Here is a 16,027-nt window from a genome sequence, read left to right on the forward strand (position 1 = left end):
GACAGCCGCAAGGAGCCTGTGATGACACAGATGGCATTGGTGATCGACCTGAACGTGTGCGTGGGGTGCCATGCTTGCGTGACGAGTTGCAAGGAGTGGAACACGTCGGGCGAATCGGGCAGTCTCGCCGATATGAATCCGTACGACGCGGATCCGTCCGGCACCTTCTTCAACCGGGTGCAGAGCTTTGAAGCCGGCAGTTTTCCCAACGCCGAGACGATCCATTTTCCCAAGTCGTGTCTGCACTGCGAGGATCCGCCGTGCGTGCCGGTCTGTCCGACCGGCGCGAGCTATAAGCGCAAGGAAGACGGGCTCGTGCTGGTGGACTTCGACCGCTGTATCGGCTGCAAGTATTGCGCGTGGGCGTGTCCGTACGGCGCGCGCGAACTCGACGAAAGCCGCAAGGAGATGACCAAGTGCACGCTGTGCGTCGATCGGATCCACGATGAAAATCTGTCCGAGCGCGACCGTCAGCCGGCCTGCGTGCTCGCTTGCCCGACTTCGGCGCGGCTGTTCGGCGATATTCACGATCCCGAGTCGGTGGTGTCGAAGGCGATCGAGGAGCGCGGCGGCTATCAGTTGATGCCCGAGTGGAATACGCGGCCGGCGAATCACTATTTGCCGCGCGTGCCGACCGAGGCCGCGGGTTGCGGCAGCGGTTCTTGCTCGTGCAAATCGGCCGGCTCGATGCAGGAGCCAAGCGCGTCGCCGGAATCGCTCGATGCGCAATTCGAGCGCGGCGAGTTGCATCTTGCGTCGATGGCGACGCGCATCTAACGACTGATAGGACCTCACGATGAATCCCGCATTCTCCGTGGTCTTTCTGACTACTTTGAGCGGCGCGGCCCAGGGCCTGCTGATCGCGCTCGTCGGCGTGGAAACTGCCGCGCATCTGGGCCTGCTTGTGTCGCCCTCCGGTGCGTTCTATATCGCCGGCGCGGGCGTATCCGTCGTATTGGGTGGACTCGGATTGATCGCGTCGTTTTTCCATCTCGGCCATCCCGAACGCGCATGGCGCGCCATCGCCATGTGGCGCACGTCGTGGTTGTCGCGTGAATGTCTGTGCCTGCCGGTGTTTCTCGCTTGCGCGTTTTTTTACGGTGTCGCGCATTGGTTCGGCTCGCCGTGGTCGCTCGCGATCGGCTGGCTCGGCGTGCTGGCGAGCGCCATGCTGTTCGTCTGCACGGCGATGATCTACGCGTGCCTGCGCTTTCTGCAGGAGTGGGCCACGCCGCTCACGCTGGTGAACTTCACGCTGCTCGGCTGCGCGTCGGGCTTCACACTGGCGACGGCATTGAGCGCATGGTTCGCGCCCGAGTGGACCGTTGGACTCGCTGTCTGCGCGTGCGTGCTGACGCTCGCCGGCTGCGCGAGCCGCTCGGCGTCGCTCATGCGCAATGCGCGCTTGCGGCCGAAGTCGACGGTGCAAAGCGCTACCGGCATTCACAATCCGAAACTGGTGCAGGTGTCGCGCGGCTTTACCGCCGGTGCGTTCAATCTGCGCGAGTTCTTTCACGGCAAATCGGCGGGGACGCTGCGCAATGTCAAATGGGGTTTTCTCGCGACGGCGTTTGTCGCGCCGGTTTTGTTGATGGCGTTAGGGGCGGGCCTGCATTCGATCGGCATTTCGTTGGGGCTGCTGGCTGCGGCGTGTCTCGTGCAGTACGCGGGGCTGGTGGCGGAGCGCTGGTTCTTCTTTGCCGAAGCGAAGCATCCGCAGAATCTTTATTACGCGCGGGTGGGTTGAGGCGCTGGGTCGCGGCCGTGCCGCGTATGCGATCGACTCAAGCGGCAGCGTGCGCGGGACGCGAGTCGGTTGGTGGCGGCAGGCTTGGCGAACTCAGTTGACGCAAAAAAAACGGCCGCGAAGAAGCCGATCCTCAAGGGTCTCTGCGACGCCATCAATAAACTCCAGTGACTCCGGCGCGTAGGTAGCACGATTGAAGCACCCGAATTCGGAAGGTGCAGCAACAACGAGCGCAACGACATGCTGGGCAAGTGGATTGTCGGGAAGCCTGCCATTAGCGTAGTTGAAGGGAGCTCAACGCGCTCGACGAGTGGTCATATCCTGCCCTATGCAAGCGGCGGCGCCCGCGTACTTGCGGCACGATGCATATGCTAGAGTCCGACCATTCCCAACGGCACACGCCACGGCTCGAATGGCGGCAAAGCAACAGTGACCTTACCGATGAATTCCAAGGTTCCCAACGGCTTCCACCAGGCGATCGTGAGCGCAACGGTGTTTCTTGCCGGCGCGACCCTGGCCTATCTGAAATTCTTCGTCGTGGACGAATCAGCGGAGAGTTGGTCTCTTTTCGCTGTGGTCAGCGCGCTCGCCGCCTGCTGCGCGATGATTGCGCAGGTCGTGACGCTTCATCGCGCCTTGCAACTCACCAACGACGATCCCCAAACGTTTGCGAGAACCGTGCGTCTGCTGATGACGAGCGTGTGGCTCCTGGTTGCCAGCGGTGTCAGCCTCGTGATTGCTCACTGGTGGCAACCGCTACCAGGGCTCACGCAATGGATGAACACCTGAGTCACTTATCCTCTCGCATCGGCGTCGGCGAGCCCGGCGTGACTCAAGGCGCTACGCCGCGTCGCTTGTGGCGATTTGCCCATGAGCGACCCGAGCCGTTATCGCCATAATCAGCTCGAATACGCGGGCCATCCTCACAGGTTGATCCGGCGCACAAAAATTCATCACAAATGCGCCGTCCACCAGAGCTGCGACGAGTGTCGCGCGAGCAAGGCATTCGCGTGCCGTCGCCGACGGATCGATCTCCCGTATGAGATCGGCGCAGACCACCCGATAGGCGGCGTAGCCGTTCCTCACCAGTTCGCGCGTGATATCCGAATGCTGGGCCAGTGCCCACAGTTCCGACCAGAGTCGATACACGGCAAGGTCACGGGAATCCTCGAAGAGCGTGACGATTTCGCACAGACGTTCCAGCGCGGGTTTGTCGCTGGGCTTGCCAATTTCCGCGAAGCTTTCCAGGTAAACCTGTCCCACGGCGTCGAGTGTCGTGCGGAGCAGGTCATCATAGGTTGGGAAATAGTTCTGCAGCGCCGATGGCAGGATGCCGAGCTCTTTCGCCACCCGCGCCAAGGTGAAGTTTGCATAGCCTTCCGCCGCCAACAGATTGGCGGCCGTGGAGACGATCTCGTTGACCTTGATTTCTCTGCGCTTCCCTTGGGTTGTTGGCCGGTAATAGAAGGCGTCTTGAGTCGATTGCGGCACCCGTAGACGCAGTAGCTGTGACTGAAGGTACCCGTCGGACCCCAGGCCCTCGACCTGAGCGCCGCTGCCGCCGTGAGCGCCAGGGTGCGAACGACGAAGCGGCGCCTCGCTTTCCAGCATCTGTGGCGAAGCGCTAACCAGCATTTTTACCGCGCGCTTCGCCACGCGAACGAACTCGATATAGTCTTTTCCCGTGTACGCGCCGTGGGAGGCGAATATCGTCATTCCGTCCATCTGGGCACCGATAACAGCGGCGCGCACCAGGCACTCTTCGTTAGTCAAGGTCGGGTGGAGTTCCGACAGCAGCTTCACAAAGATGCCGCGAAACCGCGCCTGCATATCCTTTAGCAGGTCCGCAACATAGCCTTCATGCCAGGAAAAAGCCCAGAGTTCAACCATGAACTTCGGCAGATCGGTCTCGTTGATGTTCTGGAAAATATGACTGATCAGGGCGGAGCAGCGTTGCGCAGCTCCCATTCCTGGCCGACTCGCGATCGCGATGTAGTCCGCCATGACCTGGCTCACATAGGCCGAGAGTGCCGTGCGCAGCAATTCTTCTTTCGTTCGAAAGTAGTACTGGAGATTGCCGTGCGTGATGCCCACACGATCCGCCACGCGGCGCGTCGCGAACCTGGTGTAGCCGTCCTCCTGCAATACCTGGCGTGCGGTGTCGAGAATCTCCTTGATGCGCAGTTCCCGATTTCGTTGCGTCGCCGGCTGCATGTCCGGTTTTGTTTCCTCGGAATGGTCAGGGATTCCTTGCTTGATTGCCTTTTTTTGCACGTCGGCTCTCCTGAAACTCACACAAAACGGTTCGAGATTATAGGCCTATCCAATGGAAGAACAAAACGCCGGTGTGTTCTTCCACGCTTACGCGTATGCACGGTCAAAACGTGAGTGGACAAGGCATTCACCTCCAGCTCTGACTCGAGCGGCCTGGAGACGGACCCTGCCTTTGTCCCATGCTCTCCAGCTAAGGGTATCAGGTGGAAAATGGTTGCGCCCCTGTACCTGAACGCCTGGCTGCTGTCTCGCCACACGGCGCCGCAGCTGGTCAATCCGACTCGATCCAACACCGTCTGCGCCGGGTTGAGTTGGTGTTTCCCCTACCTGTTGCTTCCTTGATTATAGGCCATCTCGCCGTTACTATTAGGCCAATGAAACGTAAGTGATAGGCCAGAGATATGTATTGTGAATGGTCGACACCGCGAGCGTACATCGAGCCACGTGTGATTGACCCAACCTTTAACAACCCAAGAATCAGGAGATAACCATGGCAAAGCACCCCGTCGTCGTCTATGGCGCAAGCGGTTACACCGGCATGTTGATCATGGACTGGCTGATCGATCAGAACATCCCGTTCACTGCTGTGGCGCGCAACGCCGGCCGGGCGAAGGAGATGATGGCGCAGCGCGTCGTACGCCTCGAATCGGCGAACTACGAGCTCATCGAAGCGGATCACGATGTCGATTCGCTCATCGAGGCTTTCAGCGGCGCGAAGGTGGTGTGCAACACCGTTGGGCCGTTCACCAATTTCGGGCTCGTTGCCGTCGAAGCGGCGCTCAAGGCCGGCTGCCACTATCTCGACACTTCCGGCGAGCAGAGCCATGTCCGAGCGGTGCGCGATGGGTATGGCGAGTTGTACCGGCAGGCTGGGCTGCTGGTGTCGCCGTCGATTGCGTACATGTACTCGTTCGCGGAAATCGCCGCCGAACTGGCTCTCGAGGCGCCCGGCGTCGATGCGCTGGAGACGGCGACTCTGGCGCGCGGCCCCCGTGGCGGCGGAGCCGGCGTGAGCGTGGGGTCCACGGCAACCATCTTCGATACCTATCGTCAGGAAGCATGCTACCTGTGGGAAAAGAAGCTGGTCTCGCATGACAAGCACGCTTCGTTCAATATCTCCTCGCCTGACTTCATGCAACCGGTGTTCGCGCTGCCGTGGAGCGGCACGTCGCTGCCGGTGTACTTCGAGAGCGATCCGCGCGTGCGTAGTTGCGTTTCGTGCGTGGGCTTCTACGACAACAACGTGATGCAGACGGTGCATGCACTAGGCCAGAAGTGGGAGGCGGAGTACGCGAACCTGCCGCGCGAGCAACAGGATGTCGTCCTCAAGCAGATCGTCGATTCGACCACGCCGTCCATGCCGCCGCGCGAGCGCACGTCGCTGCATCGCACTGTCGATTTTGCGATCGGACGCGGCCAGCTCGCGGCAGTGCGTGCGACCGTGCACGGCATCACGCCGTATATCGCGACCGGGGCGCTTCAGGTTGCCGGCGCCATCAAGCTTATCGACGGCGACACGGCCAAGGTCGGTTTCGCATCCGGCTCCAAGGCGTTTGGGCACCGTCACCTGCTCGGTTTCCTCGAGCAGCGCGGGCTGGCGCGCGCCACGATCTCGCAGTTGTAACCGTCATCGACCTGGTATGGATCCAAAGGCATACGCACATGGCAATCATTGATTTTTTCGACCGTGGATGGCGCATCAATCCGCACGGCATCGCGTATATCCAGGGCGAGCGCAGTTTCTCGTTCCAGGAGATTGGCGAGCTTTCGTGCCGCGTCGCCAATGGGCTGCTCGCTGCCGGGTTCGAGAAGGAAGCGAAGGCAGCGGTGTGGTCGGATAACGACGTGACCGGCTGGGGTTGCGCGCTCGGCATGTGGCGCGCCGGCATGGTGTATATCCCCGTCAACGGGCGCAACGCACCTGCCGAGAACCAGTACGTGCTCGACGCCTTCGACTGCGAGGCACTGTTCTTCACGCAGGCCTTCGCGCCGATCATCGAAGAATTGCGTGCCAGCTTGCCGAAGGTGAAGCTCTGGGTGTGCATCGATGCCGAGTTGCCGTGGGCACCGTCGCTTGCAACGTGGAGCGCAGGCCAGCCGGCGTCCATGCCGGCCGTCGATTACGACATGGACGATATCGTCATGCTGTCGGCCACCGGTGGCACGACGGGCGCACCGAAGGGCGTGATGAATTCGCACCGCGCGTTTCAGACTTTCTTCGCGCAGTTCATGATCGCGTTTCCGTATGGCACGCAGCGCCCCGTGAATCTTGCCGCGGCACCGATGACGCATACCGCGGGGATGTTGTCGCTGCCTTGTACCGCACGCGGCGGCACGGTGGTCGTGCTGTCGAAGCCCGATCCTGTGCTGCTGCTCGAAGCCATCGCAAAGCACCGGGTCACTGAATTCTTCCTGCCGCCGACAGTCATCTATCGCTTGCTCGATATTCCGGGCATAGAGAAGCAGGATTTCTCATCGGTGAAGTTCTTTCTCTACGGCGCCGCGCCTATGTCGGTGGAAAAGCTCAAGCGTGCGATCGAGGTGTTCGGTCCCGTCATGGCCGGAGGGTACGGGCAGACGGAAGCCGCAGCTTCGATTTCCAGCATGACGCCGGCAGAGCATTTTGTCGACGGAAAAATCGCGCCCGACGAACGGCTCTCCTCGGTCGGTCGTCCGAATCCGCTGATCCGGGTAGAGATCATGAACGACCAGCGCGAAGTGTTGCCACAAGGCGAGACAGGCGAGATCTGCGTGCGTGGCGACCTCATCATGAAGGGTTATCACAAGGCGCCGGACAAGACCGCGGAGACGATCATCGATGGCTGGCTGCACACCGGCGACATTGGTCATCTGGACACCGAAGGATATCTTCACATCACCGACCGCAAGAAGGACATGATCATCAGCGGCGGCTTCAACGTGTATCCAAGCGAAGTTGAACAGGTGATTTGGGCGCATCCAGCGGTGCAGGACTGCGCGGTGGTCGGCGTGCCCGACGAGAAGTGGGGCGAAGCCGTGAAGGCGGTCGTGGAACTCAATGCCGGACAGAGCGTGAGCGAGGAGGAACTTGTCGCGCTGTGCAAGGAGAAACTCGGCTCGGTCAGGGCGCCGAAGAGCGTGGAGTTCGTCGCCGCGCTGCCGCGCAGTACGGTCGGCAAGGTATTGAAAAAGGACTTGCGCGAGCAGTACTGGCAAGGCATGCAACGCAAGATCTGAGCCGGGCGACAGCCATGACCAACATCTACATTGCCGGTATCGCCATGACGGTATTCGGCCGGCACCTCGAACGCAGCATCGACGACCTTGCAGGCGAGGCGCTGCGAGGCGCGCTGCAGGACGCCGGCTGCAGCGCTGACGCGATCGGCACTGCTTACTACGCCGGCATGACGAATGGCCCACTCCAGGGGCAGATTGGAATCCCAGGTCAGGTGGTGTTCAGCAAGATCGGGCTGGAAGGCATCCCGATGTTCAATGTCGAGAATGCCTGCGCCTCCGGCAGCACCGCTGCGCACCTCGCAATACAAAGTCTGAAAGCCGGCGTATGTGACGTGGCTCTGGCGATCGGCGCGGAGAAGATGAACGTTCCAGACAAGGCGAAGGCCTTCGCTCTGTTCGAGGGCGGATGGGATGTGTCACGTGTCGAGGAGAACTTCGCGAGTCTGATGAAGCTGGGCGAGGGCATCGAGCCGCCACCCGGCTCTGAATCAGAGTTGCCATACAGCCGCTTCATGTCGGTTTATGCCGCACTGTGCCGGTATCACATGAAGACGTACGGCACGACACAGCGCCAGATCGCTGCCGTCTCGGCGAAGAACCACGGGCACTCGGTGCACAACCCGTACTCGCAGTTCCGCAAGCCTTTCACGATCGACGAGGTGCTTGCGGCGGCGCCGATCACCTATCCGATCACGCTGCCGATGTGCGCGCCGATCTCGGACGGCGCGGCGGCGGTGATCCTCTGCACAGAAGCGGGACTGCGGCGCATCGGTGCGGACCGCAAGCGTTGCGTCCGCGTCGCGGCAAGCGTAATCCGCAGCTTCACGCATCGGGGCATCGACGAGCCGGAAAAGAACATCGGACGCCTTGCCGCACTGCAGGCTTACGAGCAGGCCGGGCTGGGCCCGCAAGACATGCACGTTGCCGAGGTGCACGACGCATCGGCGATGGGAGAGATCGTTCAGGCCGAAAACCTGGGTCTGGTGCCACGCGGCCAAGGCGGCCCCGCTGCTGAGCGCGGCGATTTTACGATCGGCGGGCGCATCCCCATCAATACGTCTGGCGGCCTCGAATCGAAAGGACATCCGTTGGGCGCGACCGGCATTGGTCAGCTCTACGAACTGACCATGCAGTTGCGTGGCGAGGCGGGTTCGCGTCAAGTGCCGGGCGCGCGCCATGCCATTCAGGAAAACGGCGGCGGCTTTCTCGGCATTGAAGAAGGCGCGCTTGCCGTACACATCTTGAGCAGGAATTGAGGGAGACTGAAATGAGCATGGATCTCGACACAAAGCAGGAAGAGCGGGCTGAGGGGGCGGCAATGGCCCGGCGCGATGTGGTGAAAGGCGCGGCAGCCGCACCCGTTGCGGTGCCAGTCGGGGCGGCGACGCAAAGTCCGCGCACGAAACTGGTTGAGGACGGCAAAGAGCGAGCCGACCTGGAAAAGTATCGTGCGCTGGGTGGCTGGGTGGAAAAGCCCGATGACATGCAACCCGCTCTCGAGGGCGACGTCAGCGCGGATGTGGTGATTGCCGGTGCGGGTTTCGCAGGCCTTTCCGCGGCACTGGAACTTGCCAGGCAGGGCGCGAAAGTGGTTGTCATCGAACGTGAGTTTCCGGGCTTTGGTGCAAGCGGGCGCAACGCGGGTTATCTGGCCGGCGCCATGGCGCTCGAATACGACCTCATGCTCAAGGGCATCAGCAAGGAACGCGCGACACAGATCGTCCGCTTCTACGACGACGCCGTCGGCTTTGTCGAAGGCCGGCTCAAGGAACACGATATCGACTGCGAATACCTCCAGACCGGGTGGATCCGTGCGGGCGTCCATCCGGCGCAGGAAAAGAAGATCCGCAAGGATATGCAGTTCGGTGCCGAATGCGGCCACGAGTCGGAGTTTCTGGATCAGGCGCAGATGCGCGCGCGCGGCATCCCATCAGCGTTTCTGTTTGGCGAATACACACCGATTGGCGGCACGCTCCACCCCGGTAAATACGTGATGGGGTTGCGGCGCGCGGCGCTCCGGGCTGGCGTGAAGCTTTACGAGAACACGCCGCTGCTGTCCTACACCGAAGGCCGGGTCGTCCAGGTGACAACCCCGCGCGGCAGCGTCAGCGCCCCGGTGCTGATATTTGCCACCAATGCCTACACCCCGCAACTCGGTCTGCTCGCAAAGAAGGTGGTGCCCTTGCGGATCTCGGCGATCGAAACCGAACCGCTGTCCAAAGAGCAACTGGCGTCGCTGGGTTGGCCAAGGCGCGAAGGCATCGTGACCGGCCACTGGAGCATGGAAAGCTTCCGCCTGACGGCGCGCAACACGATCATCTCGACCGTCAAGCGTATCCACTATCCATACGGGTCGGAGACGCCGAATGTGCCCGCCTACGATCAGTATCGTGAGTTGAGGATGGGCCTTCATGAGCGCTTGCCGATATTGAAGGACGTCGCGTTGCGGCACTGCTGGAGCGGCTATATCAGCAGCGCCGGCGATGCGCTTCCCGTGGTCGGCACCACTGGGGCGAACCAGAACATTTACTACACCGCCGGATGTTCGGGGCACGGCGTAGCAAGTCAATCCATGGTGGGTCACATGATTGCCCAGCAGATTGGCGGTACGGAGCCGCCGCTGCTTACAGCTCTGCACCACGACACGCCCTCACTACCGCATGAGCCATTCCGGTGGTGCCTTATCAATGGAATGCTGGTCGCAGCGAACGCATTGGACGATCGGGTGAACCGCAAGGTGCGTGGCGTTGCAATCTGAATGCGAGCGCTTTATCAGCAAAAACAAAGGAGGAGCACAACATGATTCGCCTGAAGAAAAACCTGGAGTTGCCGTCGATCTGGCCGACTGGTTTCGAGACACCGTTGAGTGAAGAAGAACGCGCGATTCAAAACACCGTCCATCGTTTCGCGCGAGACGTAATGCGCCCGATCGGCCGGGAGCTCGACCGGATGGCCCCGGAGGACGTGATTGCCGCCGGGTCCCCGTACTGGACGGCCATGGTCGAGGCCGCGAAGCTCGGACTCGATCCGCAACTGATCGCTCAGTTTCCTCCCGAAATGGGCGTGCGTATCGAATCGATTATCGGTGAGGAGCTCGGGTGGGGCGACTCGGGCCTCGCCTGTTCGATTGGCGTTGCGGGTACGCCGCTGATGATGGCTCAGTCGGTCGGTAACCAGGAACTGATCGACATGTGTACGGGCAAGATCGGCTGCTGGGCGAGTACACAGCCCGACCGCGGTTCTGATGCCGTGACGTTCTACCGTGAGGAAATCATTGCGCACGGCAAGCAGCCGGTGGGGAACATCACCGCGAAGGTGGGCGCCGACGAAATCGTCATCAACGGGCAGTACTCGTCGTGGGTGTCGAACGGCTCGGTGGCGCAGGTCGCGCTCGCCTACATGGCGGCAGATTACGGTGACGGCTTCTATCGCACCGGTGAAAACGGCACCCAGACCAACGGCATCGGGCTGATCATTCCGCTCGATCTGCCAGGCATTTCGCGCGGCAAGCCCTTGGACAAGATCGGCCAGCGTGCACTGCCGCAGGGCGAGATATTTTTCGACAACGTCAAGGTGCCGAAGCGCTTCGCCATTGCGCTGAAGGATGAATTCCTCGGCAACCTGGCTGCGATGTGGTCGCACGCCGGAGTGGGTATGTGCCAGGCATTCACCGGTGCCGCTCGCGCTGCATTTGAACTGGCGCTGGCCTATTGCCACGAACGCAAGCAGGGCGGGGGCTTCCTCATCGAGCATCAGATGACGCAACTGCGCCTGGGTGAGATGCTGCGCCGGCTGGAAATGGCGCGTGCCGTTGCTCGCCGCAGCCTCGCGTTCGCGCGGATGTCGCCGCAGACCCATCCCTACGCGAGTGCGCAGGCCAAAGTCAGCGTCACGGAAGAGGCTATGAAGATCGCGCACGAAGCGTTCCAGCTCTTTGGCGGCAACGGGACCACGCGCGAGTATCCGATCGAAAAGATCTTTCGCGATGTCCGGTCTGCGTTGATCGAAGACGGTGAGAACTACATCCTCACGGCACGGCTGGGCGGTCTGGCAAGCCAGTTGTACCAAAACGGCTGGATAAAAGAGTGAGTGTCGGGAGCAGGTGCGGGACGTCGCCGCGTGAGATGCCGCGGCGTCCATTACCGGTCGCGTAACGCGCGAATGGTTTTATTGCCCGGTCAGGGTTGTCCATCGATCTTTTTTCAGTCGATGGCATCCGTTCACAAATGAAAGATCCGAGATCAGTCTCATGGACAACGCACATCACCGGTTAGGTCGTAGAGAGTACTTTTCCATACTTGGCGTAGCTCCCTTGGGCTACCTGGTGTTTTATGGTCTCCCGTACCAGATTGCGAGCCTCACCAGCAGATTTGGATTGAGCGAGTCCGTTGCTGGGTGGGTTCCGGCGGCCGAACTGTTGATGGTCGCGTTAGTTGCCGTGATTGCCGGGCGCTCCATCGAGGCACGGGACAAGCGGCTACTCGCAATGGTCGGGGTTTGCGTAGCAGCCATCGGTGCGGTTATCGCCATTGTGTCTGACGGTCTGGCAGTTTATGTTTCTGCGGAACTCGTCATTGGCGCTGGGCTTGGTGCCGTCACGGCAGCAGGCAACGCGCTGCCCGCATTATTCAGCGAACCGGAAAAGACCTATGCGCGGATAGCCATGAGTATGGGGCTGATGTTCGCTGTGCTTATGTATTGTGTGCCAGCGGCGAGCAGCCTGATCGGACCGAAGGCGTATGAGGTCGTTGAACTGGGGATCATTGTCATTCTTGGCTCTTTTACTCCTGGCGTGCCTCGTGCCAGGATGCCACGGCAGTCTCGCAGCGGGGGCATGCGTTCGAATCGGATGCCCCGAGGCGTGGTGCATGTCTTGATCGCTACTTTTGGGCTGTACGTCTCGCAAGCAATCAGCTGGATGTTTTCGGAGCTGGCAGCACAAGTCGTCCATCTGTCCGTCAGCGGCATGACGACCACCTTCACCGTTCTTGCGCTTTGCCAGATTCCGGCTGCAGCTATTGCAACGCGCCTCGGAATGCGTGCGGGATATCGGACACCGATAACGATTGGCATGGTCCTGTTTATTGTGGGTGTTCTCGGGATATACGAGCTCGTGTCAAGCTGGATGTACATCCCATCGATCATCATTTCTTCGGCCGTAGGAACATTTCTGTTCCCGTATTTTCAGGGTCTTCTCGCGGAGTTGGACGAAACGGGTAGAAGTGCCGTTGTCGGTGGTGCGGTTATCAACCTCGGTGCGGCAGCGGGGCCGGCAATCGGTAGCCTTGTTTACTCTCAGGGCGGACTGCTATTCATCGGGTTTGCGGCGGCCGGAATATCTGTGATCAGCCTGAGCCTGGTATTGAGTGCGCTCAGGTTTTGGAAGGACGCCCAGCGTGCCGTAGTTGCATGAACAATCCCGGTACGAGCCCAGTGTCAAATAAAAATTTAGGATGACTTTCGATCCGAAGATGATCAGGTCGGGTTTGCAGTTGTTCAGTCATTAATATCACCGTGAGGTAAACCATGTCGGTTAAACGTCTCCCCAATTCAGCCACGCCTGAGGAATTTGCGTCCGTCATCAAAGAAGACGGTGGCGCGATCGTAAAGGGGTTCCTCAGCCCAAGCCTGCTCGAGAACTTAAGGAAGGATCTTCTTCCTATGCTTGAGACTACCCCCAACGGGGTGGACGAGTACTTCGCGGGTGCACAAACGCGCAGGCTGTCACGCCTGTTTGCGCGAACTGACCATATGGTTGACGTCGCGCTGAACCCTCTATTTCTTGAAACGGCGCGCCTGATTCTGCAGACGCCCATCAAGGTCTGGAGCGGCGAGAACCAGGTCGAGGTGGCCCCCGATATTCAGGTGGGCGTTACGCAGGCCATTCAGATTCTTCCAGGTCAGGGCGTGCAACCCTTGCATCGTGATGATTCGGTCTGGCTTTGGCGGCACCCCGGATACAACCGGGAGGCTCGCGTGCAGATCATGATCGCCATCACCGAGTTTTCCGAAGAGAAAGGTGGGACGCTGGTCATCCCTGGGAGCCACAAGTGGGATGACGAACGCATGCCAACGCAAGAGGAGGCGATCCCGACCTCGATGGCCGCTGGCGATGCACTGATATTCATTGGTTCGACATATCACGGAGGAGGTCAGAACCGTAGCAATGCACCGCGCACGGGACTGACCATGTCATATGACCTCGCGATCTTGCGACAGGAAGAAAACCATTACCTGACTTTGCCTATCGAGCGAGTCAAGCGCTTCCCTGAGGAAATGCAGAGGCTGCTTGGTTGGTCATGTAGCACGACCTATGCGGGATTTGTCGAACGCAACGGGCTGATGTCTGACCCGCATGCGTTGCTCAAGGAGGACGACTTTGTGGAGGTCGGTCACTTTGACTAACTGCAGTGCGCCGGTCCTTTCCACGGGCTGCGCGTGTCCGCGAGATCAGCTCAACCGCCTCAGGAGCGGTGCACACATTGATGTCGCTGGCGTGATGCCGGTGGTCGCCGGTGCGCTGTCGCAACAGGATATCGAAGACCTTGCGCAATACGTCACAAGCCGCTAGAGCGCCAATTTTTCAGGTTAGGCAGGAGACAAGATGGACGATGGTGCAAAGAAACGCGACGAGGCGCCGGAGGCGGCCGCGCTCACTCGTCGCGGCTTTCTAGGTGTGGCCGCGTCGGCGGCGGCCGCAGCAACGGCAGCGGTACTGCCGAAGCTGGCCAGCGCTGCGAGTGCCGCAAGCGATGAGCGCGACGTGCTCGAGGTTGCGATCATCGGCGCCGGGCTGGCGGGCCTGACCGCGGCGCGTGACCTGAAACGTGCCGGATGCGAGTCTTTCGTGGTGCTGGAGGCGCGTGACCGTGTCGGTGGACGCACCCTCAACCACGATCTCGGCAACGGCTACTTCTCGGAAGCGGGCGGCCAATGGATTGGGCCGGGCCAGACCGCGGTCTCCGATCTGGCCCGCGAGCTCGGTGTCGGCACGTTTCTCACCTACTGGCAGGGCAAGTCCATGATGCTGGCCGGTGGCGCACGCGCCGCGATCGAGCTCGGTGGCGTACCCGGCACGGATCCGAAGTCGCAGCGCGAACTCGAGGAGATGGCGAGGGGCGTGCCGTCGGGGGCGCCGTGGACGTCGCCGCGCGCGGCCGAGTTGGATGCGCTGTCGGTCGGCGACTGGCTGGCGAACAAGAACGTCGCACCGGAGAACCAGATCGATTGGGAAGCGAGCTGCCGGCTGACGAGCGGCACTTTGCCAACGAAACTATCGCTCCTGTACTACCTCTCGATGATCAACTCAGCCGATTGCAAGTACGAGCGGCTCGAAGGCACCAGCGCTGGCGCGCAGCAGGCCCGTCTCTCGGGCGGTTCGCAGATCCTGTCGATCAGGATGGCGCAGGCGCTGGGCGACAAGGTCCGCCTGTCGACCCCCGTGCAGCGCATCGAGCACTGGCAGAACGGACCGGTCGCCATTCATACCCTGAACGGCGTGATCCGTGCGCGCAACGTGATCGTCGCGCTCTCGCCGCCGCTGTGCAACCAGATCGCCTTCGATCCGCCGCTGCCGGAAAAACGCCGCGAGATGCAGCGGCGCTGGCCCGCCTATGCGCCGATGCGCAAGACGGCCCATGTCTACAAGAAGCCGTTCTGGCGCGAGAGGGGGCTGAGTGGCTGGATTTTTCAAATCAAGGGACCGGTGTTATGGGCGTACGACAACTCGCCGGAAGATCTCTCGTTCGGCGTAATCAACGCGTTCGTGCACACCGGTCAGCTGCCATCCGACCCGAAGGAGGCCGAGGCCACGCTTACGCGCATCTATGCCGAGGCGCTCGGCGACGAAGCGTTGCATCCGCTCGCGTATCACGACCGCGACTGGGGCAAGGCAGATCAATGGACGCTGACCTGCGTCTCGCCAATGCCGCCTGGTTTTCTCACCACGTACGGTGAAGCCTTGCATCCGTCTGTCGGCCGGCTGATCTGGTCGGGCACGGAAACGGCCGATATCTGGGCGGGCTACATGGATGGCGCAGTGCGTTCCGGTCACAAGGCGGCATTGCAGGCGCTGCAAGCCGCGGGTGCGAGGACGGCATGACGACGAACACCACAACGAAAGCACGCGGCCGCGGCAAGCGGATGGTCATCGTGCCGGGTGGGCTGCTGCTAGCTGTCGTCGTGATCGCGGCCATCGTCTACGGGCCGGGACTCTACCGGTTGCTGCAGCTGGGCAAGCAGGTCGACCAGATCTCGCAGGACGACACGCGTGCCGGCGGTCCATGGCCGCGTCCCAGCGGAACGTGCATTGGCTGTCATGGCTACGGCGGCAATGCGGGCAGCCAGGTCTATCCGCACCTGGCGGGTCAACCGGAGCCTTATCTCAAGAAGCAGCTCGTGGCATTCGTCAGCGGAGAACGCAGCGATCCGAACATGACGCCGATGGCGCTGAGCATGTCGCAGCGCGAGCTGGACGGACTGGTGGCGTATTTCTCGAAGATGGCGCCGCTGCCGAACACGACCTTCCATGCCGATGCCGCGCGCGTGGCACGTGGCGAAGCGCTGGTCAAGGCCAGCAACTGCGCCGTCTGCCACGGGCAGAAGCTGGAAGGAAAAGACGTCTATCCGCGATTGGCCGGGCAGGGCCACGACTACCTGGTCGATCAACTTACACGCTTCAAGAGCGGCGCACGACGCGATGCCACCGGCGCGATGCCAGCGGTCGCCGGTGCGCTGTCGCAACGGGATATCGAAGACCTTGCGCAATACATCGCAAGCCGATAGAGCGCC

At 61.2% G+C, this 16,027-nt stretch carries 13 protein-coding genes; 12 read left to right on the forward strand and 1 reads right to left on the reverse strand.

Annotation, left to right across the window (positions count from 1 at the left end):
- The first annotated feature begins 21 nt into the window (after positions 1-21).
- The 3 genes from ACFSNN_RS28050 (at position 22) to ACFSNN_RS28060 (ending at position 2,536) form a co-directional block, all read left to right on the forward strand.
- The gene (locus ACFSNN_RS28050) at positions 22-777 is read left to right on the forward strand and encodes a 4Fe-4S dicluster domain-containing protein (RefSeq protein ID WP_134465047.1); all 756 of its coding nucleotides are present in this window, start codon (positions 22-24) and stop codon (positions 775-777) included.
- Positions 778-796: 19 nt separating this feature from the next.
- Complete coding sequence (locus tag ACFSNN_RS28055) at positions 797-1,747, forward strand: dimethyl sulfoxide reductase anchor subunit family protein (RefSeq protein WP_134465046.1); 951 nt, start codon at positions 797-799, stop codon at positions 1,745-1,747.
- A 441-nt stretch (positions 1,748-2,188) separates the two neighbouring features.
- Positions 2,189-2,536, forward strand: coding sequence for a hypothetical protein (locus ACFSNN_RS28060; RefSeq protein ID WP_134465045.1), 348 nt, complete (start codon positions 2,189-2,191; stop codon positions 2,534-2,536).
- Between the two features lie 51 nt (positions 2,537-2,587).
- Here the strand turns inward: ACFSNN_RS28060 and ACFSNN_RS28065 are convergent, their stop codons facing one another.
- Complete coding sequence (locus ACFSNN_RS28065) at positions 2,588-4,021, reverse strand: TetR/AcrR family transcriptional regulator (protein ID WP_134465044.1); 1,434 nt, start codon at positions 4,019-4,021, stop codon at positions 2,588-2,590.
- Positions 4,022-4,511: 490 nt separating this feature from the next.
- On the opposite strand from ACFSNN_RS28065, the gene ACFSNN_RS28070 reads away from it, so the two are divergent.
- From ACFSNN_RS28070 to ACFSNN_RS28110, 9 genes are all read left to right on the forward strand, one after another.
- A complete protein-coding gene (locus ACFSNN_RS28070; protein ID WP_134465043.1) occupies positions 4,512-5,645 on the forward strand; it encodes a saccharopine dehydrogenase family protein in 1,134 nt (377 codons plus the stop codon).
- A gap of 38 nt (positions 5,646-5,683) precedes the next feature.
- Entirely contained in the window at positions 5,684-7,237 is a 1,554-nt protein-coding gene (locus ACFSNN_RS28075) for a class I adenylate-forming enzyme family protein (RefSeq protein ID WP_134465042.1), read from the forward strand.
- A gap of 14 nt (positions 7,238-7,251) precedes the next feature.
- Positions 7,252-8,493, forward strand: a complete 1,242-nt coding sequence (locus tag ACFSNN_RS28080) for a thiolase family protein (RefSeq protein ID WP_134465041.1) — start codon at positions 7,252-7,254, stop codon at positions 8,491-8,493.
- An 11-nt stretch (positions 8,494-8,504) separates the two neighbouring features.
- The gene (locus ACFSNN_RS28085) at positions 8,505-9,995 is read left to right on the forward strand and encodes an NAD(P)/FAD-dependent oxidoreductase (RefSeq protein ID WP_244323000.1); all 1,491 of its coding nucleotides are present in this window, start codon (positions 8,505-8,507) and stop codon (positions 9,993-9,995) included.
- A 41-nt stretch (positions 9,996-10,036) separates the two neighbouring features.
- A complete protein-coding gene (locus tag ACFSNN_RS28090; RefSeq protein ID WP_134465040.1) occupies positions 10,037-11,326 on the forward strand; it encodes an acyl-CoA dehydrogenase family protein in 1,290 nt (429 codons plus the stop codon).
- 160 nt (positions 11,327-11,486) lie between these two features.
- Positions 11,487-12,650: an MFS transporter gene (locus ACFSNN_RS28095; protein WP_134465039.1), complete on the forward strand. Its 1,164-nt coding sequence runs from the start codon at positions 11,487-11,489 to the stop codon at positions 12,648-12,650.
- Between the two features lie 113 nt (positions 12,651-12,763).
- Positions 12,764-13,642 (forward strand): phytanoyl-CoA dioxygenase family protein, encoded by an 879-nt coding sequence (locus tag ACFSNN_RS28100; RefSeq protein WP_134465038.1) that lies wholly within the window; start codon positions 12,764-12,766, stop codon positions 13,640-13,642.
- 199 nt (positions 13,643-13,841) lie between these two features.
- On the forward strand, positions 13,842-15,338 hold the full coding sequence (locus ACFSNN_RS28105) for a flavin monoamine oxidase family protein (RefSeq protein WP_377747585.1): 1,497 nt from the start codon (positions 13,842-13,844) through the stop codon (positions 15,336-15,338).
- Positions 15,335-16,021 (forward strand): c-type cytochrome, encoded by a 687-nt coding sequence (locus tag ACFSNN_RS28110; protein WP_134465037.1) that lies wholly within the window; start codon positions 15,335-15,337, stop codon positions 16,019-16,021. Before ACFSNN_RS28105 ends, ACFSNN_RS28110 begins: the two co-directional genes overlap by 4 nt.
- The last annotated feature ends 6 nt before the right edge of the window (positions 16,022-16,027 follow it).

Source organism: Paraburkholderia dipogonis (assembly GCF_042680985.1).
Taxonomy (GTDB): domain Bacteria; phylum Pseudomonadota; class Gammaproteobacteria; order Burkholderiales; family Burkholderiaceae; genus Paraburkholderia; species Paraburkholderia phytofirmans.